This is a genomic window from Hymenobacter cheonanensis (assembly GCF_030581075.1).
In the GTDB taxonomy this organism is placed as follows: domain Bacteria; phylum Bacteroidota; class Bacteroidia; order Cytophagales; family Hymenobacteraceae; genus Hymenobacter.
Genome location: NZ_JAUQSW010000006.1, coordinates 190,686 through 212,430 on the forward strand (window position 1 = coordinate 190,686; position 21,745 = coordinate 212,430).

Annotated in this window: 17 protein-coding genes and 1 pseudogene; 9 read left to right on the forward strand and 9 right to left on the reverse strand. The window is 62.1% G+C overall.

All coding sequences use genetic code 11. The features are described from left to right. The first annotated feature begins 68 nt into the window (after window positions 1–68). A complete protein-coding gene (tyrS, locus tag Q5H89_RS13365; protein WP_305019828.1) occupies window positions 69–1,400 on the forward strand; it encodes a tyrosine--tRNA ligase in 1,332 nt (443 codons plus the stop codon). A 373-nt stretch (window positions 1,401–1,773) separates the two neighbouring features. Here tyrS and Q5H89_RS23265 read toward each other — a convergent pair. After that, window positions 1,774–1,950: pseudogene (locus Q5H89_RS23265) on the reverse strand (histone H1); the annotation flags it as partial. A 262-nt stretch (window positions 1,951–2,212) separates the two neighbouring features. Beyond that, window positions 2,213–3,451, reverse strand: coding sequence for an aminotransferase class I/II-fold pyridoxal phosphate-dependent enzyme (locus tag Q5H89_RS13375; protein ID WP_305019830.1), 1,239 nt, complete (start codon window positions 3,449–3,451; stop codon window positions 2,213–2,215). 266 nt (window positions 3,452–3,717) lie between these two features. On the opposite strand from Q5H89_RS13375, the gene accC reads away from it, so the two are divergent. Genes accC through Q5H89_RS13390 form a run of 3 tightly spaced genes read left to right on the forward strand, consistent with a single transcriptional unit; the run spans window position 3,718 to window position 6,678 of the window. Then, complete coding sequence (gene accC, locus Q5H89_RS13380; RefSeq protein ID WP_305019831.1) at window positions 3,718–5,229, forward strand: acetyl-CoA carboxylase biotin carboxylase subunit; 1,512 nt, start codon at window positions 3,718–3,720, stop codon at window positions 5,227–5,229. A gap of 54 nt (window positions 5,230–5,283) precedes the next feature. Continuing rightward, a complete protein-coding gene (locus Q5H89_RS13385) occupies window positions 5,284–5,745 on the forward strand; it encodes an SMI1/KNR4 family protein (protein WP_305019832.1) in 462 nt (153 codons plus the stop codon). A gap of 48 nt (window positions 5,746–5,793) precedes the next feature. Then, on the forward strand, window positions 5,794–6,678 hold the full coding sequence (locus Q5H89_RS13390) for a hypothetical protein (protein ID WP_305019833.1): 885 nt from the start codon (window positions 5,794–5,796) through the stop codon (window positions 6,676–6,678). A 35-nt stretch (window positions 6,679–6,713) separates the two neighbouring features. Here the strand turns inward: Q5H89_RS13390 and Q5H89_RS13395 are convergent, their stop codons facing one another. After that, window positions 6,714–7,775 (reverse strand): LacI family DNA-binding transcriptional regulator, encoded by a 1,062-nt coding sequence (locus tag Q5H89_RS13395; RefSeq protein WP_305019834.1) that lies wholly within the window; start codon window positions 7,773–7,775, stop codon window positions 6,714–6,716. A 179-nt stretch (window positions 7,776–7,954) separates the two neighbouring features. On the opposite strand from Q5H89_RS13395, the gene Q5H89_RS13400 reads away from it, so the two are divergent. From Q5H89_RS13400 to Q5H89_RS13420, 5 genes are all read left to right on the forward strand, one after another. Then, window positions 7,955–8,482 (forward strand): hypothetical protein, encoded by a 528-nt coding sequence (locus Q5H89_RS13400; protein WP_305019835.1) that lies wholly within the window; start codon window positions 7,955–7,957, stop codon window positions 8,480–8,482. A 92-nt stretch (window positions 8,483–8,574) separates the two neighbouring features. Then, on the forward strand, window positions 8,575–9,681 hold the full coding sequence (locus Q5H89_RS13405; protein ID WP_305019836.1) for an Mrp/NBP35 family ATP-binding protein: 1,107 nt from the start codon (window positions 8,575–8,577) through the stop codon (window positions 9,679–9,681). Window positions 9,682–9,780: 99 nt separating this feature from the next. Further along, window positions 9,781–10,008: a NifU family protein gene (locus Q5H89_RS13410; protein ID WP_173112065.1), complete on the forward strand. Its 228-nt coding sequence runs from the start codon at window positions 9,781–9,783 to the stop codon at window positions 10,006–10,008. Window positions 10,009–10,174: 166 nt separating this feature from the next. Next, window positions 10,175–11,491 carry a fumarylacetoacetase gene (gene fahA, locus Q5H89_RS13415; RefSeq protein WP_305019837.1) on the forward strand — a complete coding sequence of 439 codons (1,317 nt, stop codon included), beginning with the start codon at window positions 10,175–10,177 and terminating at the stop codon, window positions 11,489–11,491. An 11-nt stretch (window positions 11,492–11,502) separates the two neighbouring features. After that, a complete protein-coding gene (locus tag Q5H89_RS13420) occupies window positions 11,503–12,795 on the forward strand; it encodes an acyltransferase family protein (protein WP_305019838.1) in 1,293 nt (430 codons plus the stop codon). A gap of 71 nt (window positions 12,796–12,866) precedes the next feature. Here Q5H89_RS13420 and acs read toward each other — a convergent pair whose 3' ends face one another. The 6 genes from acs to Q5H89_RS13450 form a co-directional block, all read right to left on the reverse strand. After that, a complete protein-coding gene (gene acs, locus Q5H89_RS13425) occupies window positions 12,867–14,780 on the reverse strand; it encodes an acetate--CoA ligase (protein ID WP_305019839.1) in 1,914 nt (637 codons plus the stop codon). Window positions 14,781–14,882: 102 nt separating this feature from the next. Beyond that, on the reverse strand, window positions 14,883–15,254 hold the full coding sequence (locus Q5H89_RS13430; protein ID WP_305019840.1) for a response regulator transcription factor: 372 nt from the start codon (window positions 15,252–15,254) through the stop codon (window positions 14,883–14,885). Next, a complete protein-coding gene (locus Q5H89_RS13435) occupies window positions 15,251–18,055 on the reverse strand; it encodes a sensor histidine kinase (protein ID WP_305019841.1) in 2,805 nt (934 codons plus the stop codon). The genes Q5H89_RS13430 and Q5H89_RS13435 overlap by 4 nt, the downstream gene beginning before the upstream one ends. Before the next feature lie 61 nt (window positions 18,056–18,116). Next, window positions 18,117–18,335 carry a hypothetical protein gene (locus tag Q5H89_RS13440; protein WP_305019842.1) on the reverse strand — a complete coding sequence of 73 codons (219 nt, stop codon included), beginning with the start codon at window positions 18,333–18,335 and terminating at the stop codon, window positions 18,117–18,119. An 83-nt stretch (window positions 18,336–18,418) separates the two neighbouring features. Continuing rightward, a complete protein-coding gene (locus Q5H89_RS13445) occupies window positions 18,419–19,897 on the reverse strand; it encodes an MFS transporter (RefSeq protein ID WP_305019843.1) in 1,479 nt (492 codons plus the stop codon). Window positions 19,898–19,944: 47 nt separating this feature from the next. Further along, window positions 19,945–21,510: a hypothetical protein gene (locus Q5H89_RS13450; protein WP_305019844.1), complete on the reverse strand. Its 1,566-nt coding sequence runs from the start codon at window positions 21,508–21,510 to the stop codon at window positions 19,945–19,947. Window positions 21,511–21,745: the final 235 nt, after the last annotated feature.

Here is a 21,745-nt window from a genome sequence, read left to right on the forward strand (position 1 = left end):
ACAAAGCTACCGCCCGGCTACCTTTGCCCACTGTTTTAGGGCGGCTTTATGCCGCCGTGCTTTTGCGTATGTCTTCTGAAATCAACTCTTCGTCCTCTCCTACCGATTTGCTGGCCGAGCTGAAATGGCGTGGCATGTACCACGATGCCATGCCCGGCACCGCCGAGCACCTGGCCGGCGCCGCGCCCGTGTCGGGCTACATCGGCTTCGACCCCACGGCGGCCTCGCTGCACATCGGCAACCTGGCTACCATCATGCTGCTGGTGCACTTGCAGCGCGCCGGCCACCGCCCGGTGGCGCTGGTGGGCGGCGCCACCGGCATGATTGGCGACCCTAGCGGCAAGAGCGCCGAGCGCAACCTGCTCGACGAAACCACCCTGCGCGCCAACCAGGCTGGCATCCGGGCGCAGCTCGAAAAATTTCTGGAGTTCAACGACTCGCCCACCGGCGCGGTGCTCGTTAATAATTACGACTGGTTCAAGGACTTCAGCTTCCTGGGCTTTCTGCGCGATGTAGGCAAGCACCTGACGGTGAACTACATGATGGCCAAGGACTCGGTGAAGCGCCGCATCGGCGGCAACGAGGACAGCGGCACCGAGGGCATCAGCTACACCGAGTTCAGCTACCAGCTCTTGCAGGGCTACGACTTTTTTCACCTCTACCAAAACCTGGGCTGCACCCTGCAAATGGGCGCTAGCGACCAGTGGGGCAACATCACAACGGGCACCGAGCTTATCCGCCGCCTTACCGATGGCCAGGGCAAAGCCTACGCCCTCACCGGCCAGCTCATCACCAAGGCCGACGGCACCAAGTACGGCAAGAGCGAAACCGGCACCGTGTGGCTCGACCCGGCCCTGACCTCGCCCTACCAGTTTTACCAGTTTTTCCTTAATAGCAAGGATGAGGACGCCCCGCGCCTTATCCGGGTGTTTACCCTGCTGAGCCAGCCCGCAATCGAGGCCCTCGAAGCTGAGCACGCCCAAGCCCCGCACCTGCGCACGCTGCAAAAGGCGCTGGCTAAGGAGGTTACCATCCGGGTGCACTCCGAGGCGGCCTACGAGGCAGCAGTGTCGGCGTCGCAGGTGCTGTTTGGCGGCGGCGACCTGGCCAGCCTCGACGAGGCTACGCTGCTCGATGTGTTTGCCGGCGTGCCGCACCTGCGCGTGCCCCGCGCCGAGGCGCTGGCCCAGCCGCTGGCCGTGCTGCTGAGCGAGGCTACCGACAAGAAAATTCTGCCCTCGCGTGGCGAGGCCCGCAAGCTGGTGCAAGCCAACGGCCTCAGCCTGAACGGCCAGAAAGCAACCTCAGCCGATACGCCGGTGGCCGAGCTGCCCCTGCTGCTCGATAAGTATCTGGTGGTGAAGAAAGGCAAAAACTACTTCCTGGTCGAACTCAGCTAGAATCCACAGGTGGTAGTAAAGACGTTGGTCATGCAGAGCGCAGCGAAGCATCTCGCGTGCTGACGTTAGCGACCGTTTGGTTTACTGCACTACGCGAGATGCTTCGCTACGCTCTGCATGACCAACGTTTAACTTACTACTTACAGAAGCCCAGGCTACCATACGCAAGAGCGCCCCGCTAGCTAGGCTAGCGGGGCGCTCTTGTATTCAATAGTTCTTCCACAAAATCCGCGTGCTTGGAAAAACCCGCGTACTCCGTGGCTCAGACCACCTATTTTTTCTTCGCAGCCGGAGCAGCTTTCTTGGCGGCGGCCGGAGCGGCTTTCTTAGCGGCCGGAGCGGCTTTGGCAGCCGGGGCAGCAGCCCCATCCTTCGACGAGTTCTTCATGTTCTGCACTTCCAGGCGGATGGCCTGGGCGTGGTTTTTCAGGTCCTGCATGCCCTTGCGCACGCGGGTGCCGGCGGCCGCATTGTTTTTGTCGTACGACTTTTCGAAGTCGTCTTCCAGCGAGTTGATTAGGTCCTTGAGTTGGTTGAAAGGGTTAGCCATGAACGGTGGTTGGAAATTGGGTGAGAAAAAGGGGAATTGTGCTTACGCGGCCCTAATATACAGGCACTTTCTACGCAGGCAAGTTTTCCAGGTTTTTTTCAAAACCGCATTTCTGGCCTCGCAGGGGCCTTTTTTCACTAAAAATGCTTTTTTAATGAAGATACTTCCCGCTAGCAGCCTTGGTATTGTACAAAAACAGGCGCGCCGGCTACCTTTGCAGGCAGCCGGCGCGCGGGTTGTAGGGCAGCTAGTGGCCAGTAACTTAGGCAGTAGCCGACTGCTTGCTGTAGAGCCCTTTGTCGAGCTTAGTGGCGATGGCTTCGAAGGCCGTGATAGTCTGGGCCACGTCATCCAGCGTGTGCACGGCCGTGGGGATGAGGCGCAGCATAATTACGCCCTTGGGTACCACGGGGTAGACCACAATAGAGCAGAAAAGGCCGTGATTCTCACGCAAATCGAAGGTTAGGGCCGTAGCATCGGGGATTTGGCCGTTGAGGAACACCGGCGTAACCGGCGACTCGGTGGTACCGATATTAAAGCCTTTTTCGCGCAGGCCGCTTTGCAGGGCGCGCACGATGGTCCAGAGGTTTTCGCGGTATTCGGGGTGGTTGCGAATCAGCTCCAGGCGCTTGAGGGCGCCTATTACGAGCGGCATGGGCAGCGATTTGGCGAAAATCTGGCTGCGCATGTTGTAGCGCAAATATTCAATCACGCCCTCCTGGCCGGCCACGAACGCGCCAATGCTGGCCATGCTCTTGGCGAAGGTGTAAAAAATCAGGTCTACGCCCTCCGTAACGCCCAAATGCTCGGCCGTGCCGGCCCCCGTGGGCCCTAGCGTACCGAAGCCGTGGGCATCATCGACGAAGATGCGGAAGTTGAATTTTTCCTTGAGTTTTACAATTTCGCGCAGCTTGCCGAGGTTGCCCGACATGCCAAACATGCCCTCGGTAATCACCAGAATACCACCGCCGGTTTCGTCGGTGAGGCGCTTGGCGCGCTCCAATTGCTTTTCGAGGCTCTCGATGTCGTTGTGCGGAAATACGAAGCGCTTGCCCTGGTGCAGGCGCACGCCGTCGATGATGCAGGCGTGCGACTCGGCGTCGTACACGATGGCGTCGTGGCGGCTCACGAGGGCATCAATAATGCTGACCACACCCTGGTAGCCGAAGTTGAGCAGCAGCGCCGCAGGCTTGTGCACGAAGTCGGCCAGCTCGTTTTCGAGCTGCTCGTGCAGGGTCGAGTTGCCGCTCATGATGCGGGCGCCCATGGGGTAGGCCATGCCGTACTCGGAAGCGCCGTCGATGTCGGCCTGCCGCACTTCGGGGTGGTTGGCCAGGCCCAGGTAATTATTCAGGCTCCAGGTGAGCACTTCCTTCCCGCGAAAAATCATGCGGGGCTTAATCTCGCCTTCGAGCTTGGGAAACGTGAAGTAGCCGTGGGCGTAGTGAGAGTGCGAGCCTAGTGGGCCCCGATTGGCCGAAACGCGGTCGAAAATATCCACTGAAAACTTGGGGGAATAAGTTGGGAGAGCAGGGCAAGCGAACCCGACCGGCTCGCGCAGCAAAACTGTTAAACGGCAAAGATAGCCCGCGCTCAGCTTTTGTACATAATTTGGGCGTGGCGGCGGGCCAGCCAGCAGCTCTTTATTACCAAGGTAGCGGATTAAGGTTTTCTTTGTGCGGTAAAACGGCTGGCTTCGCCATTTCGGCCTGCCTCACCTGCCCTACTATAAACGGAGTGCCCCTCCGCTTTACAAGCCCACCCCGCATGAAAAAAATAGCGAAACTCCTGGTTGCCAATCGCGGCGAAATTGCTTTGCGCGTGCTGCGCTCGGCCAAAGAAATGGGCATCGCCACGGTGGCCATCTACTCGGAGGCCGACCGCCTCTCGCCCCACGTGCGCTACGCCGATGAGGCCGTGTGCGTGGGCCCGCCGGCGTCTAAAGACAGCTACCTGCGGGGCGATAAAATCATTGAAATCTGCCACGAGCTGGGCGTCGATGCCATTCACCCCGGCTACGGCTTCCTCTCCGAAAATGCCGGCTTTGCCCGCGCCGTGCGCGAGGCGGGACTCATTTTTGTGGGCCCCAGCCCCGAGGCGATGGAGCTGATGGGCGACAAGCTCTCGGCCAAGCAGGCCGTGAAAGCCTACAACATCCCCTTAGTGCCGGGCACCGACGAGGCCATTTCCGACGTGGAGGCCGCCAAGCAGATTGCCCAGGAGGTGGGTTTTCCCATCCTCATTAAAGCCTCGGCCGGCGGCGGCGGCAAGGGCATGCGCCTGGTGCACGTGGCCAGCGAGTTTGAGGAGCAGATGCAGCTGGCCATCAACGAGGCCGTGTCGGCGTTTGGCGATGGGGCGGTGTTTATCGAGAAATTCGTGACCGGGCCGCGCCACATCGAGATTCAGGTATTGGGCGACGAGCACGGCAACATCGTGCACCTCTTCGAGCGCGAGTGCTCGATTCAGCGCCGCCACCAGAAGGTGATTGAGGAAGCGCCGTCGTCGGTACTCACGCCCGAGCTGCGCGCCGAAATGGGTCGCTGCGCCGTGGACGTGGCTAGGGCCTGCCAGTACGCGGGCGCCGGCACGGTCGAGTTTTTGCTCGACGACCAGCACCGCTTCTACTTTCTCGAAATGAACACCCGCCTGCAAGTCGAACACCCCGTGACCGAGCAGATTACGGGCCTCGACCTGGTGAAGGAGCAAATTCGGGTGGCCGAGGGCCAGCCCCTGCCCTTCCGCCAGGAAGACCTGACTATTACGGGCCACGCCCTGGAGCTGCGCGTGTACGCCGAAGACCCGCAGAACAACTTCCTGCCCGACATCGGCCGGCTAGCCACCTACGTGCGCCCCCAGGGCCCCGGCGTGCGCGTGGACGACGGCTTTGAGCAGGGCATGGACATTCCGATTTACTACGACCCCATGATTGCCAAGCTGGTAACGTTTGGCGCCAACCGGGAAGAAGCCATCGCCCGCATGCTGCGCGCCATTGCCGAGTACCAGATTACGGGCATCGAAACGACGCTGCCCTTCGGCACCTTCGTGCTCAAGCACCCGGCCTTCGTGAGCGGCAACTTCGACACGAATTTCGTGCGCGACCACTTCAGCCCCGCCGTGCTAGCCCCCACCACCCCCGACGAGGGCACCGCCCAGGTAGCCGCCGCCCTGGTGGCCATGCTCATGAGTGAGAAGCAGCCCGCTAGCCCCGCGGCCACGGGCGAAGCGGCGGGCGCGCCCGCCTCGGCGTGGCGCCGGAATCGGCTGGGCGTGGGGTAGACTCTTGCTGTGCCATAATGCATAATGTTTGAAATCAAGTGAAGCTTTGTAATTATGGAAGAAGTTGATTTTCTAGTTGCAGAGCTTCGCAGGTTTTCACCCGACATTGCTGAGTTAGGAACAGCAGTCAATTCACAGCTAGTTACTCAATTTGAACGCGAGCATGATTTCGTGTTACCTAATGACTACAAGCTCACTATCGCTCAGATAAACGGCTTTAGCGTCATGGGAGCCGAAGTTTATGGTCTTCATGGCAAGACTTCGTCCCCTTCGCTGGAAAGTGTTTATCAACGAGAGCATACTGACGTTTTCTATCCTCAGCCCTCTTATCTGATTCCATTTAGTGGCGATGGCGGCGGTAATTTTTATTGCTTTGATACTCGTTTTGAAAGCGCTGACGAACAGTCAAGCCCAGTCGTCTTTTGGGTTTCAAACTATCCCTATACAGAGGATGACCCGCCGGTTATTACTAATGACAGCTTTCTAGATTTTGTCAGGGAAGTAATTATCGGTTGAACCTTGGAAGAGTACGATTATGAGGGTAATGAAAGAAGATAGATAATTATGCTCTACCTGGTGCGCGACCACCTCTTCCCGGTGCTCGTGTTTCTGCACGCGCTGCTGGCGGGCCGGCCGCCCAACGATGGCCACGGGCGCTTTGCTCGCCAGCGGCACTACCGGGTGGCGCGGCTAGCCCGCCTGCCCGCCCCCATCCGGGAAAGCTCGGGGCTAGCGCGGGGCGACTCGGCCGGGCTGGTGTGGACCCACGGCGACGGCGGCACCCCGGCCACGCTCTACCTGGCGAGCCTGGCCGGGCGCCTATGCGGCGTGCTGCCGCTGGCCCCGTTGGCGAACCATGACTGGGAAGAATTGGCCCGCGACCCGGCCGGGCGCTTCTACATCGGCGACTTTGGCAACAATCGCAACGACCGGCGCGATTTGGCTATTTATCGCATCACCCCCGGCGCGGGTGGGGCGCGGGTCGATACCATCGCCTTCCGCTACCCCGACCAGACGGCGTTTCCGCCGCCCCCGGCCCGGCGGCACTTCGACTGCGAGGCGATGGTGTTTTATAACGACACCCTGCACCTCTTTACCAAAGACCGCAGCCGGATGCACCGCACGCGCTACTACACGGTGCCCGCGCGGCCCGGCCGCTACGTGGCGGTACTGCGCGACAGCCTGCGGCTGCGCACCCTCGTGACGGGCGCGGCCCTGCGGCCCGATGGCCGCCAGGTGGCGCTGCTGGGCTACGGCGGGCTGTTTTTGTTTGACGGCCCGCCCGGCTCCCGGCTTTTTCAGCAGGCCAAGGCGTATCGCCGGCTGCCGACCACGGGCCAGGCCGAGGGCGTAGTTTATCTAAAAAACAACGCCCTGCTCTTTAGCAACGAGCGGGGGCGGCTGTTTCGGGTCACGTATCGGGACAAAACCGCGCCGGCCGCCCACTAGGCCCCCACGCTAGCCCATAGGCCGGGCTAGCTGGCCTATTCGCCGGCGCCCTGCTGCGACGACTCGCGCACGAACAGCTCGGGCTGGAGCACCACCTGGCGCTGCATAAAAGGCGCATCGGGCGCGGCGGCCAGCTCCAAAAACAGGCGCACGGCGGCCTGGCCCATTTCCTCGCAGCGCTGGTCCACGGAGGTGAGGCGGGGCTCGGTGATGGCCGTGAAGCCCTCGTTGCTGAAGCCGGCCAGGGCAATATCCTGCGGTACCCGAATGCCCTGGGCCTTCAGCACCTGGAGCGCGCCGAGGATGGCCGAGTCGCCGGCCGCGAAGATGGCATCAATCGGGTTGGGCAGGGCTAGCAGCTGGCGCGTGGCCTGGGCGCCGTCCTCGGTCGTCATGTCGGAGGTGATAATCAGTGCCTCCTCGGGGGCCAGGCCGTAGGCGGCCAGTGCGTCGAGGTAGCCCTGGCGGCGGTGCTGGTAAATATTGAGGTGCTGCGGGCCCGCCAGGTGGGCAATGCGGCGGCAGCCCTGCTCCAGCAGGTGGCGGGTGGCCTGAAAGGCGCCCTCGCGGTCGTTAAGCACCACCGAGTTTACCTGTTCGGTGGCCGGAATGCGGTCGAAGAACACCAGCGGCACGCCCCGGCCCCGCACCTTATCAAAATGGTGATAATCCTGAGTGTTGCGGGCCAGCGACACGAGCACGCCCGCCACCTGGGCGTTGAGCAGCGTCTCCACGTTGCGGCGCTCGAGCTGCACGTCTTCGTGCGACTGGCACACGATGACGCTGAAGCCGGCCTTGCTGGCCGCCGTTTCGATGCCCTGAATGACGGACGGAAAAAACTTGCCCTCGATGTAAGGCACCACCACGCCCAGCAGCCGGCTCTGGCCTTTGCGCAGGGCGGCGGCCAGGTGGTTGGGCTGGTAATTAAGCTTTTTGGCTAGCTTGAGCACGCGCTGCTTGGTGGCCGCCCCAATGCTGTGGTGGTCGCTGAGCGCGCGCGAAATAGTCGTCATCGATACGCCCAGCTCGCGGGCCAGGTCGGCCATCGAAACGGCGGGTGGGGTAGCGCCGGGCGCCGGCTTTTTAGGGGAACTCATGCGAATACTAACCGCCAGCTTCTACCAAAAAAGGCAGCTGGCCTCCCTACAAATTTAGGACGGCTTTCGGCAATCCAATTCCGGCCCGGCGCGGGTGGCGGCCCCGCCCCCGCCCGCCCGGCAGCCTTGGTAGCTGGCCTCCTCCCTATATTGCCGCCGTTCCTTAACGCCCGCCCCCGATGCTTAACCTTCTTTGCAGCGCCCTAGCCCTGGCAACCTGGGGCGCGGCCCCGGCCGCCGCGCCCACGGGCCAAATCGACTTCAGCAAGCTGCGGCTGAATCAGTTGGCCTTCACTTCGAGCCGTAGCCAAGTGCAGCAGCGCCTGGGCCAGCCCCGGGCCGTGGTGGCGCCCCACTACGAGTGCGGCGCTTATTCGAGCCAAGAGCAGGGGCAGAAGTTTTACCAGCTGCGCTACCCGCACGCCCGGTTTATTGGCAACAATAAAGTAGGCTATGCCATTCAGTACGTGTATTTTGTTCCGAAAGGCCCGGCGCTGACGTATGGCCGCCACGCGCTCAGCGACCGCACTACGGTGGCCGACTTGCAGCGCCTCTTCGGCCCCGGCACCCACCCCGAGAAGATTAAAACTGCCGAGATGCCCCAGGGCCAGGAAGCCGTATCCGTCCATTCCGACCACGACGACGGCGCCATTTTCTGGTTCAGCCACGGCCGGCTCACCAAGTTTGAGTACTGGACGCCCTGCTAGGCTCCGCTGCCCCGATTATACCGGCCCGCAGAAACCCATCCCCCGCCCGCCGGGTTATCTTTGCAGCTACGCCCCTAGCGGCGCAATTGCATATGCCTGAGATAACGATAGACGCCGTCCGCCACGCCCTGAGCTTCGTGGAAGAGCCCGATTTGGGCCAGGATTTGATTACGCTTAACATGGTGGAAGACATTGTGGTGGAGGGCCGCACGGTGTCGTTCACGGTGGTGCTCACTACGCCCGCCTGCCCGCTCAAGCAGCTTATCCACGATGCCTGCGAGCGGGCCGTGCACACGATGGTGGACAAAGACGCCAACGTGGTGATTCAGATGACCTCGCGCGTGACCACCATGCGCAACAACAACACTATCTTGCCCGGCGTGAAGAACATCATCGCCATTGCTTCGGGCAAGGGCGGCGTGGGCAAAAGCACCGTCACGGCCAACCTGGCCGTGGCCCTGGCCGCTGCCGGCGCCAAGGTGGGCCTCATCGACGCCGATATTTCGGGCCCGAGCATGCCCACCATGTTTGGCGTGGAAGACGCCCGGCCGCACGTATACCAGTCGCCGGCCGGCAAAAACCTCATCGAGCCCATCATCAAATACGGGGTTAAGCTGATGAGTATCGGCTTCCTGGCCCCTAGCGAGCACGCCATTGTGTGGCGCGGGCCGATGGCCTCGTCGGCGCTCAAGCAGTTTATTACGGAGGTAGACTGGGGCGAGCTTGATTACTTGCTGCTCGATTTGCCGCCCGGCACCTCCGACATTCACCTTACCATGGTGCAAACCGTGCCCGTGACCGGCGCCATCATCGTGACCACGCCGCAGCCCGTGGCCCTGATGGACGCGCAGAAGGGCTTGCAGATGTTCCGCCAGCCGCAAATCAACGTGCCGGTGCTGGGCATTATCGAGAACATGGCCTGGTTTACACCCGCCGAATTGCCTGAAAATAAATACTATATCTTTGGCGAGGGCGGCGGGCAGCGCCTGGCCGCCAAGCACGACGTGCCGCTGCTCGGGCAGCTGCCGCTGATACAGGCGGTGCGCGAGGCCGGCGACGATGGCCGCCCGGCCGTGCTGGCTGATGTAAATTCGCCGGCGGCGGCCACCTTCCGAGACCTGGCCGAGAGCCTGGCCCGCCAGGTGAGTATTCGCAACAACGTTGCCCCTAAAACTTCCGTTGTGCAGATGAACCGCTAAGTAGCGCCCGGCGGCCGGCCTGTTGCAGGGCGGCCCGCAGCGCACATTTTACTGCTTTAGCCTGTTTCTGGCACATTGCTAACCGTTAATTGATTGAAAATGGATTCTGTTTTGTCCCGCGTCGAGCAAGCCCTTGATTCTCTGCGTCCTTACCTGGCCACGGATGGCGGCAACGTGCGCGTGGCCGAAATCACCGACGCCGGCGTACTGAAGCTGGAGTGGGAAGGCGCCTGCGGCGCCTGCCCCATGTCGCCGATGACCCGTGCGGGCCTCGAAGACACCGTGCGCAAGGCCGTGCCCGAAATCACGGCCGTAGAGGCCCGCTAGCTTCTTAAAAAAGTAATCTTCTCCATCGTTTGTCATGCTGAGCTTGCCGAAGCATCTCGCCCCAATCGTTAGGTTAGTACCCTGGCGGTGCGGGCGAGATGCTTCGGCAAGCTCAGTATGACAAACGTTTTTTTATACCACCCCACCCCCGCCCCGCCTTTTGCCTATGCCCGCTTCGCCCGCCAACGACCCTAGCCTGCGCTCCTGGATTGACATCCGGCCCACCGACGACTTTCCGATTCAGAACCTGCCCTTCGGGGTAATGGAGGTGCCCGAGTGGGGCCCGCGCCTGGCGGTGGCCATCGGCGGCTACGCCCTCGATTTGTACGAGTGCGCGCAGCTAGGCTATTTCGACAGCATTGCCGAGGACGTGCCGGCGCTGGGTGCGGCGCTGCCCAAGGTGTTTCGGCGGCGCTCGCTGAATGCGTTTTTGCGGCTGGGGCCGGCGGCGTGGCGGGCCGTGCGCGAGCGCGTGAGCGAGCTGCTGCGCCACGATAATCCCAGCCTGCGCGACAACGAGCTGGCCATCCGCACCTGCCTGCTGCGCCAGCGCGACGTGACCCTGCTGCGCCCGGTGAAGCCCACCAACTACGTCGATTTTTACAGCAGCCTGGAGCACGCTACCAACGTGGGCGCCATGTTCCGGCCCGATAACCCACTGCTGCCCAATTGGCGGCACCTGCCCATTGCCTACCACGGCCGGGCCAACTCCATCGTGGCCAGCGGCACGCCCGTGCGCCGGCCTAGTGGGCAGTGCCGCCCGGCCGGCCGGGAAACACCGGTTTTCGGCCCCACCCAGCAGCTCGATTTTGAGCTGGAAACGGCTTTCATCGTGGGCCGGGGCACCGCGCAGGGCAGCACGGTGCCCCTGGCCGAGGCCGAGAGCCACATTTTTGGCCTCGTGCTGTTCAATGACTGGAGCGCCCGCGATATCCAGAGCTGGGAGTACCAGCCGCTAGGGCCGTTTTTGGGTAAGAGCTTCGCCAGCAGCGTGTCGCCCTGGGTGGTCACGCTCGATGCGCTGGAGCCCTTCCGGGTGGCCGGCCCGGCGCAGGAGCCGCAGCCCCTGCCCTACCTGCAAGCTACTGGCGAGCAGCATTTTGACGTTCAGCTCGAAGTACTCATTCAGCCCGCCGGCGCCACGGCGGCCCCGCTCGTTATCAGCCACACCAGCACGAAATATTTGTACTGGAGCATGGCCCAGCAGCTGGCCCACCACGCCAGCAACGGCTGCCCGCTCGACGCGGGCGACCTCTACGCCTCGGGCACCATCAGCGGGCCCACATCCGGCTCGCTAGGCTCCCTGCTGGAGCTTACGCAGCGCGGCACCCAGCCGCTGAACCTGCCGGGCGGCGTGCAGCTGGGCTTTTTGCGCGATGGCGACACGGTTATCCTGCGCGGCTACGCCGAGAAGAACGGCGTGCGCATCGGGCTGGGCGAGGTGAGCGGCACGGTGCTGCCGGCAATTACTACTGACCACTAACATTACTTTCTTTGAACACGCTCCCGCTTTCTGCCCCCTTTCCCCAACCCACTGCCCGGCGACAGTTTGAATTTAATCTGGAAGCCTTACGTGGATGCGCGGCCCTTATCGTTGTCGTCTTTCACGCACTTGTGGTGCCTGCCAGCTTGGACCCCGCTTATACCCCCGGCAGTATATGGCAAAAGCTTTTACCGGGCCATTCCAGCGTATTGATTTTTTTTATTCTGTCAGGGTACGTTATAGGCCTAACCAATACGAAAGCGCTCACCCGCCACACCATTCTTTCCTATTTGCGCAAGCGGCTGGTCAGGCTATATCCCATATACCTGATAAGCTTATTTATTGCCGCGGCAGTTGCCGGTTTTAAGTATTCTGCTTTTACCCTATTAGGGCACGTGCTATTTTTACAAGATTCTGTTATCCCGGTGATATCAGAAAACATGCCCCTGTGGTCTTTAAATAGCGAGGTTCTATTTTATCTTCTCTTCATTCCCGTATCTTATTTCAGCATCAGCCCCGGCCGCGTGTGCCTGCTATCCTTGCTGCTGGGGCTTGCCAGCAGGCTACTGTTTCCAATGCCGCTTCTCAGCTCCTATTGCTTTGGGTTTGTATTCTGGTCAAGCGGGTTATGGCTGGCACAGTCTTCCCTTTTCGCAAAGCAATACTCCTCGCGCTGGTTTCTGATAGCCTTACTGTGTTTGTTTTTCAGCTACGAGTCGCTGAATCCATTTTTTTCAATTACCGATGCGCTGGATAAGCGCCTGCATATCAATTTTCTCCCCACCAGCGGGCTATATATATCATTTGTCGACCTGTTTGAGTGGCCATTTTACTTTTATTTATTCTTGCGCTTTGCCAATCATAAGCTGCGCGGCGACGTATTCGTTTTGCTGCCCTTGCTCTTTCTGAATTTTGCTTACAGCGCCCATTTATTCTTGAAATACAAGGCAGACCCTGCTAAGCTGGAGCCATTCATTTTTCCAATGTTCTTTTTCCTTATAGGAAGCGTAATTCTGCTATTTACCAGGAACCAGCATAAGAACGAGCAGGCTGCCCCGTTGCCAGTGTCGCTGCTGAAGCTAGGCGGCATCTCCTACGGGATTTACGTAATTCACTTTCCCATCAGCGTTTTTCTCTCGCGCTTTACCACGTTCAGCGGCTCCGGCTTTACGTTCAGTGTGCGCCTGGCCCTCGACGTTATGCTGGTGCTACTCACCGGCTACGTATTGGAAATGAAAATCCAGCCCTGGTTTAAAGCCCGGTTTAGTGAGCATACCCCTCGCCTGGCGACTGCCAGCAAGTAGCTGAGCCTCAGCTAAGCAAAAGGCCCCTGGCGATAGGTATCGCCAGGGGCCTTTTGCTTCCTTTTCTTTTTTTACTTTTTGCCCGCCACAATCTCATCCACAATCAGCGGGTCGAGCAAGGTCGTCGTATCGCCGAGGTTCGACGTTTCGCCCTCGGCCACCTTGCGCAGGATGCGGCGCATGATTTTGCCCGAGCGGGTTTTGGGCAGGCCGCTCACCAGCTGAATCTTATCGGGCTTGGCGATGCGGCCGATAGCGGCCACCACGGCTTCGATGATGCTGGCCTCGGTGCGCTGCACGTCGATATCGGAAGTGGGCACGCCGTTTTGGCAAATAACGTAGGCGTAGATGCCCTGCCCCTTCACATCGTGCGGATAGCCTACCACGGCGCTTTCCACCACGTGTTCGCTCTGGTTGATGGCATTCTCGATTTCGGCGGTGCCGAAGCGGTGGCCGCTCACGTTTATTACGTCGTCGACGCGGCCGATAATGCGGTAGAGGCCGTTTTCGTCGCGCCGGGCGCCGTCGCCGGTGAAGTAGTAGCCCGGGTAAGGCTGGAAGTACGTCTGGCGGCAGCGCTCGTGGTCGCCCCAGGTGGTGCGAATGACGCCCGGCCAGCTCGCCTTTATCGCCAGGTAGCCCTCCTGGTCGTTGCCCTCAATCTCGGTGCCGTCCTGGTTGAGCAGTACGGGCTGCACGCCGGGCAGCGGCAGGCCGGCCCGGGCGGGCACGCTGGGCGTGATGCCGGCCAGCGCCGAAATCATGATGCCGCCGGTTTCGGTTTGCCACCACGTGTCCACGATGGGGCAGCGGCCTTTGCCCACATGCTGGTGGTACCAGTGCCAGGCCTCTTCGTTGATGGGCTCACCCACCGACCCTAGCACGCGCAGGCTGCTGAGCGAGTAGGCCAGCACGTGGTCGAGGGGGGCGGCCATGAGCGAGCGGATGGCCGTGGGCGCGGTGTAAAATACCGTGACGTGGTGTTTATCAATTACTTCCCAAAACCGGCCCGGCGACGGAAACGTGGGTACGCCCTCAAACAGTAGCGTGGTGCTGCCCGCCAGCAGCGGCCCGTACAGGCCGTAGGTGTGGCCCGTAACCCAGCCGATGTCGGCGGTGCACCAGTACACGTCGTTTTCCTCAATTTGGAACACGTTGCGGAAGGTATAGTCGGCCCACACCATGTAGCCGGCCTGGGTGTGCACCACGCCCTTGGGCTTGCCGGTGCTGCCCGAGGTGTAGAGGATGAACAGCGGGTCTTCGGCCTGCATTTCCTCGGCGGGGCAGTCTTTTTCGACGTCCTTCACCTCGTCGTGGTACCACACGTCGCGGCCGGCCTGCCACTGCACGGGCCAGCCGGTGTGCTCTACCACAATCACACGCTGCACGCTGGGGCAGCTAGCCAGTGCCTCATCCACCACGCTCTTCACCGGAATCTGCTTGGCGCCCCGGTTGAGGCCGTCGGCCGTGATGACGCACGTGGCCTGGGCATCGTTAACGCGGTCGGCAATGGCGCTGGCCGAAAAGCCGGCAAACACCACCGAGTGCACCGCCCCGATGCGGGCGCAGGCCAGCACCGCCACGGCCAGCTGCGGTATCATGGGCACGTAGAGCACCACGCGGTCGCCCTTGCGCACGCCGTTCTTTTTCAGCACGTTGGCAAACTGGCACACCTGCTCGTGCAGCTCGCGGTAGGTGAGGCGCAGGTGGCGCGTTTTGGAGTCGTTGGGCTCGAAGATGATGGCGAGCTTGTTGGCCCGCTGCTCAAGGTGGCGGTCGAGGCAGTTCTCGGTAATATTGAGGCTAGCCCCGGCGTACCAGGTGCTGGTGCCGGCCGGCGAAAACTCGCCGCCGCGCACGGTAGCCCATTTTTTGCGCCAGGTGAAAGGCTCGGCCGCGGCGGCCCAAAAGGCGTCGGGGTCTTCAACAGATTGGGTGTAGTCGGCGTGGTACTCTTCCAGCGTGCGCGTGCGAATGGCAGACATTTTTGGGGAATTGAGAATGTAGAATGATGAATTAAAAAATGAAAGTCGTCTTCCCCGTCCGTCATTGCTTCGCAGGCTCATAATGACAGACGGGTCCAGCATTTAGCCACCCAGCAGCTCGCGCACTTTCTGCATCAGCTGGCGGGTGCTGAAGGGCTTGGGAATGTAGAGGTCGGCGCCCGCTTCGTAGCCCTTTTGTACGTCGGCGAGCTGGCTTTTGGCCGAGAGAAAGATGACCTTGGTGGCGGCGCGGTCGGGGCGCTGGCGCAGCTGGCGGCACACCTGGTAGCCGTCCACATCGGGCATCATCACGTCGAGCAGCACGAGGTCGTAGGGCGTCTGGTCGATGGCGGCCAGGGCCTCGGTGCCGTTGCGGGCAATGCCCACCTGGTAGCCGTTCTTACGCATCAAAAACTCCAAGGACATGACGATATTCGGCTCGTCGTCAACCAGTAAGATAGCGGGCGTAGTCATAGCGAAAAGGAGGAAGAAAAGGGAGCCGCCGCCCGCGCGGGCACGGCCAGCGGCAGCTCGATAAAGAAGCGGGCGCCCTGCTCGGGAGCGCTCTCAACCCAGATGCGGCCCTGGTGCAGCTCCACTATTTTTTTGGTAATGGCTAGCCCCAGGCCCGAGCCTTCGGGCTTGCGCATGGTTTGGTGGTGGGCCTGAAAAAACTTGTCGAATATCTGGTGCTGCTCGGCCAGGGCAATGCCTTTGCCGTTGTCTTCCACGCACAGCAGCAGGGCGTCGGCGGCGGGCCAGGCCAGCACCGCAATGCTTCCCGGCCGCCCCGGCACGGTGGCCTTGATGGCGTTGGACAGCAGATTTATGAGCACCTGCATCAGGCGGTCGCGGTCGGCGGGCAGCAGCGGCAGGCTGGCGGGCACCTCCACCCGCAGCTCGGTGCCGCGCTCGCGGGCTAGCTGGGCCACGGCCTCGGCGGCCTCCTGCACCACCTCGGCCAGCACTAGCGGTGTGCGCTCCAGGCTGGCCTGGCCGCTCTCAAACTTCTCCAAATCGAGCACCAAGGAAATAAGGCGGGTGAGGCGCTCGGCCTCACGGCCGATGGTGAGCTGGAAGCGCTCGCGCTCTTCTGCTTCTAAATCAGGGTTATCGGCCAGAATTTCGGCCAGCGCCCGGATGCTGGTGAGCGGCGTGCGCAGCTCGTGGGTCACGGTGTAGAGAAACTCATCTTTCTGCATATCCAGCACTTGCAGCTGGTCGTAGGCCTGGCGCAGCTCGTCGGTGAGGCGCTGTAGCTGGCGACGCTGCTTTTGCAGCTGGCGGTTAGCCTCCAGCAGCTGCTGGCTTTCCTTGAGAATGCCCACCACACTGTCGTAGCTGATTTGCTCGGCCCCCGCCACCGAGGCCAGCAGCATGCGGGCCGAGGCCGGGCCTAGCGTGCCGGCCAGCAGCTTTTCGGCATAAGTGAGCAGGCGCGGGTCGGCGGGCGGAATGGGCGCCGGGCTGCCGGCGGCCAGTTCGGCGGCGCCGGGGTCGGTCGTTGGTAAGGCATCGGGAAAACGCTCGGCGAAGGCGCGCAGGGCCTGGTTGGTGCGCTTCTTCCCCAGAAAGCCGAGCAGCAGCGCGCGCACGTCGGGCAGGGGCGTGCGGCCTTGCCAGCCGGCAATTTCCTCGGCCAGGCTGCGGCGGCGAAATACATCGACAAACACGTCGGCCTGGCGCAGCTCCAGCGCTGTAGGGGGCCAGGCCAGCGACAAGCCCACGTAGAGCCCGATGTTGAAAAACCAGCTCCAAAACAGCCCGTGCGACAAATAATCAAGGCCATCGAGCCCAAACAGCGCGCCCGGCCGCAGCCAGGCCAGCCCCCCCACCCCGTCGCTGAGCACGCTCACCGGCAGGCGCCCCGGCCCCACCAGCGTGGGCACCACCAGGGTAAAAAACCACACCGCAAAGCCCGCCAGCAGCCCCAGCGTGGCGCCGCGCCGGGTGCCGCCCTTCCAGTACAGCCCCCCCAGCACGGCAGGCAGAAACTGCGCCACCGCCGCAAACGACACCAGCCCGGTATTGACGAGCGGCAGCTGCCGGCCCACCCCGGCGTAGTAGCCGTAGGCCAGGGCCAGCACCAGCACCACGGCCAGCCGCCGGCTCGTGAGGGCTACCCGGCCCAGGTAGGCAAACCAGCGCCGCTGGCCCTCGGGCCGGGCCGCCGGCACGCGCACCAGCAGGGGCATCAGCAGGTGGTTGCTCATCATCACGCTCAGGGCAATGGTTTCGACGATAATCATGCTGCTGGCCGCCGACAACCCGCCCAGGTACGTGAGCAGGGCTAGCCACGGGTGGCCCGCCGCCAGCGGCAGCGCCAGCACAAAGGTGTCGGCATCGAGGCCCCGGCCGCCGAGCCGCAGCATGCCGCCAAAGGCAATGGGCAGCACAAACACGTTGATAACGAGCAGGTAGAGCGGAAACAGCCACATGGCCTTGCGCAGGTGGTTTTCGTCCACGTTCTCGACCACGGCTACCTGAAACTGGCGCGGCAGCAGCAACACCGCCGACATGCTAAGGACAAGCAGCGTGAGCCACTCGGCCCCGCTGGTGCCCGCGCTGCGGAAGGTGAAGAGCTGCCGCAGCGCGGGCTCGGCCGCCGCCTGATTAAACAAGTCGGCAAAGCCCCCAAATAGCCCAAACGTGACGAAGCCCCCTAGTAGCAGAAACGCCAGCAGCTTCACTAAGCTTTCGAGGGCCACGGCCAGCACCACGCCCTCGTGCCGCTCGGTGGCCTCGACCGAGCGCACCCCGAACAGCACCGTAAACACGGCCAGCACGCCCGCCGCAAACAACGCCGCCCCGCTAGCCCCGGCCCCCTGCCCGCCGCCCGTCAGCACCACGAACGAGCTGGCAATCGCCTTGATTTGCAGCGCAATGTAAGGCACCACCCCGAGCACGCACACCGCCGTAGCGAGGGCCCCCAGGCTGGCGCTCTTGCCGTAGCGGGCCGAGATGAAGTCGGCAATCGAAGTAAGGCGCTGCTGGCGGCACACCCGGATTATTTTGCGCAGCACCAGCCACCACGCCGGCGCCAGCAGCCCCGGCCCCAGGTAAATGCCCACGAAGCTCAGCCCCTGGTGCGCCGCCCGCCCCACCGAGCCGTAGTAGGCCCAGGCCGTGCAGTACACGGCCATGCTCAGGGCGTACACGTAGGGGTTGGCCACCAGGCTTTTGCGCGCCGCCGAGCGCCGCTCGGCGGCGTAGGCAACGCCGAAAAGCAGGGCTAGATACCCAAACGAAAACGCAATGACGAGCAGCTTATTCACTGTACAAAATCCACCGCGAAGCTCCGCGGGGCACTAAGAAAATTGTGTGAAGCGGGCAGGGCTAGCCGGCTTTTCGCACGAGCCAGCCCGTAATCCCAATCAGCAGCAGCCAGGTAAGCAGCACGTAGAGATACAGCACCGGCACGCCCGCTACCCGCCCGTCGCGGTCGAAGGCGGCCAGTAGGGGGTAATTGAGCAGCACCGCAAACAGCCCGGCTACGAAAAGCAGCCGTTGGCCGCGCGGCTGGCTGCTGTCGGTTGGATTGGGGTTGGGGTTCATGACCGAGGCTAGCGGGTGGGTAGAAGGCAAAAACCCGCCCGGCGGGCTGCCTGACGGGTTTTTACTTACAAATCAGTCAGTTATCAGCTGTCCATCAGCTTCACATCGCGGGTGTCTTTCATCAGGGCCATGCCCACGAAGAAGCAGATGAGCGCGATGACTACCGGATAAATGAGGCCGATAATGCTCTTGTGTTCATTGGCAAACGTGCCGGCCGGCTGGGCCGCCGCCCACACGCCAATGGAGGTAGCCACCAGGGGCACAAAGCCGCCAAAGATGCCATTGCCAATGTGATAGGGCACCGACAGCGAGGTGTAGCGCACGCTGGTCGGGAACAGCTCGACGAGGTAGGCGGCGATGGGGCCGTAGACCATCGTCACGAACAGCACGAGGCAGAAGGTGAGCGCAATCATGGCCGGAATGTTGGGGTTGAGGGCCTTCATGACGGCGGGCACGGCCTTGCCGGCGGCATCCACGGTGGCGGGCGTTACCTCGGTAATGGGGCCGGCGAAGGCTTGCAGGCCGTGGAAGAGCGGCATGGTGAACAGCGCGCCGCAAATCATGCCCGTCATGATGATGCGCTTGCGCCCGATGCGGTCGGAGAGCGAGCCAAAATACACGAACAGCGGCGTGGCCAGCAGCATCGACACCACCATGATGATGCTCGAATGCACGGTGTCGAGCTTGAGCGTGGCATTCATGAAGGTGAAAGCCTGAAACTGGCTGGTGTAGAAAATAACACCCTGGCCCATCGTGACGCCGAAAAGGGCGATAAGCACGAGGCGGCGGTTGACGGGGTTCACGAACGAGTCGCGCAGCGGGCTCTTGCTGGTGGTGCCGGTGGCCTTGGCCTTGGCAAACAGCGGCGACTCGTGCAGGCGCTTGCGGATGAAGTACGAGGCAATTACCAGGAAGCCCGAGAGCAGGAACGGAATGCGCCAGCCCCACTCCTTAAACGCGGGCTCGCCCAGCAGCTTGCGGGTAATTAAGATGACGGTGATGCTGAGAATGAGCCCGCCGGTGGCCGTAATCTGAATGAAGCTGGTGTAGTAGCCGCGCTGCTTATCCGGCGCATATTCAGCCACATAAGTGGCCGCGCCGCCGTACTCGCCGCCCAGGGCCAAGCCCTGCAACAGGCGCAGAATGACCACGATAACCGGGGCTGCGATGCCGATAGAATCGTAGCTCGGGATGAGGCCCGTAATAAACGTGGCCCCGCCCATGATGAGCAGCGTGACCAGGAAGGTGTACTTGCGCCCAATCATGTCGCCGATGCGGCCGAAGAATACGGCCCCGAACGGCCGTACCACGAAGCCCGCCCCAAAAATGGCCAGCGCCCCGAGCAGCGACTTGGTGAGGTCGCCGGACTGCCCAAACAGCACCGGCCCGATAATGGCCGCCAGCGAGCCAAAAATGTAAAAGTCGTACCACTCGATAACCGTGCCCACCGACGAGGCCGTGATGACCTGCCAGATGGTTTTCGAATCGACCTGGTTGTTGTCGTGCGCCGCCGGCGCATCTACGGCCGCGCCGTAGGCGTTGGGGTTCAGGCTTTGTTCCATGAGTAGATTGGGTGGGAAAATAAGTAGTTGAATAAGTGAGCGCTAGGCTACAAGAACACCTGCGTTTGCAGCGTCACTTCGGGGCGGTGGGTCACGTCGCCGGCCACGCCCACGCCGTTCACGGTCGTCATGTTGAAGTCGGGGCGGGCGCGGTAGTTGAGCGTCACCTTGGCGTTGTGGCCGTCGATGTAGAAGTTGAGGCCCGCGTCGTAGATGTTCACGCCCTGCACGTCGCCGGCGGCGTTGCGCAGGCCCTCGTAGTTGCTGTGCAGGTAGGCCACGTAGGGCTGCAAGCGCACTTTTTTGCCCAGCGTATTCTTGCCCATCAGGAAGCCGAGCTGGCCGTAGACGGTGCCGCCGGTGCCCGACTGCGGCACGGCGTTGCCGCGGGTGGCACTGGCACCGTAGCCGGGGTTTTCGGCTCCCACAAAGCGCACATAGTTGGGCCCGAAGTCGTAGTTCCAGTACACGCCGTAGAAGGTCACGGCCGTGCGCTTGGCCGTGTCGAGCGGCGCATCGTAGAATACGTCGGCCCCGAACAGCTTGATGTCGTGCTTGGTAGTGGGCACGGCGGCGTAGAGGTCAGTGCCGCTGGCCAGGTTGGTGAGGTTCACCGTACTGCTGCTCTGGCGCGAGAACATCCCGTTCTGGTTGTACATAAAGCCCGCCCCAATGCTCAGCACCTTCTTGGCGCCCAGGTACGTGCCCTGGGTGTAGGGCAGCAGGTTGGCCTCGGGCTCCAGAAAGTTGTAGCTGAAGTAGCCCTGGTACACGTGCCCGTCGTTTTGGGGGTTGTACTGGGCCACGTTCACGCCGGTGTTGGTCGTAATGCCGCCCACCGTCGAGTTCACCCCTAGCCCCAGCGGGTTGCCGGTTTGCACGCCGCCCACCACGTAGTTGGGGTTGGTGGGCAGATTGGTCAGGAAGGGGTCGCTCATCGAAAGCTTGTAATCAAATTTGCCGATGCGCCCCTTGGCGTAGACCCCAAGCCAGCGCGCAAACTGGTCGATGGCGTCGATGGTGGGGAAGTTGGTCAGCGGCACGTCCATCGTCATGATGCTCGTGGTGCTGGCGCTGCTCATGCGCGAAATACCGTTGTAGTAGTGCAGGCCGGCCCCCAGGTTGAGGTACTTGTTGACCTTGTACTCCGTCACGGCCTCGTGAATGAAGAATTGCGGCTTCTTGCCATCCGTAGTGGGCGCCACGCCGCCGCTCACGTTGTTCTGGTTGTTGATACCCAGGTGGGTATAGATGAGAAAGCGCGGGCTGAGCTGGGCCAGCAGCACCATGCGCGAGCGCCGGATGCCGAAGTCTAGCTGGTCGCTCTTGGGCTCGTTGGGGCCGCGCAGCGTGCCGCTGTTGTTCTCGTTGTAGCGCACGTACACCTGCGTCCAGGCCATGAGGCGCACGTACTTCTGGCCGTCGGGCGAGAGGTTGAACTTCATGCCGGCGCCGTAGGGCACGGGCTTGGTGGGCGCGGGCGGCGCGGGCGGCGGCGCCTGGGGCGCGGGCGGCGGCGCGGGGCTAGCAGGGGCCGGCGGGGCCACCTGCGCGGCCGCCGAGCCAGCTAATAGTAAGCCGCTAAGGGCTAGCGCGTAGCGAGATTTGGACATCAAGTAGAGTGTAACGAGTGGGAAAGCAGGAAAAGGGGGCCAGCCCCAACGCCGAGCCTGTGCTTGGCTCGGCTAAGTAGCAGCCCAAAGGGGCTGGCTGGTGAGCGCATGCAATCGTTTTGCTAACTCGCTATAGCTGGCTTTCCACCCCGCCTCGCCACTTTTCAACCCGCACAACCGCTCGCCAAGCAGCTGCACCCGCTAGCTGTTACCTATTCAGGAGCGTATTAATCAA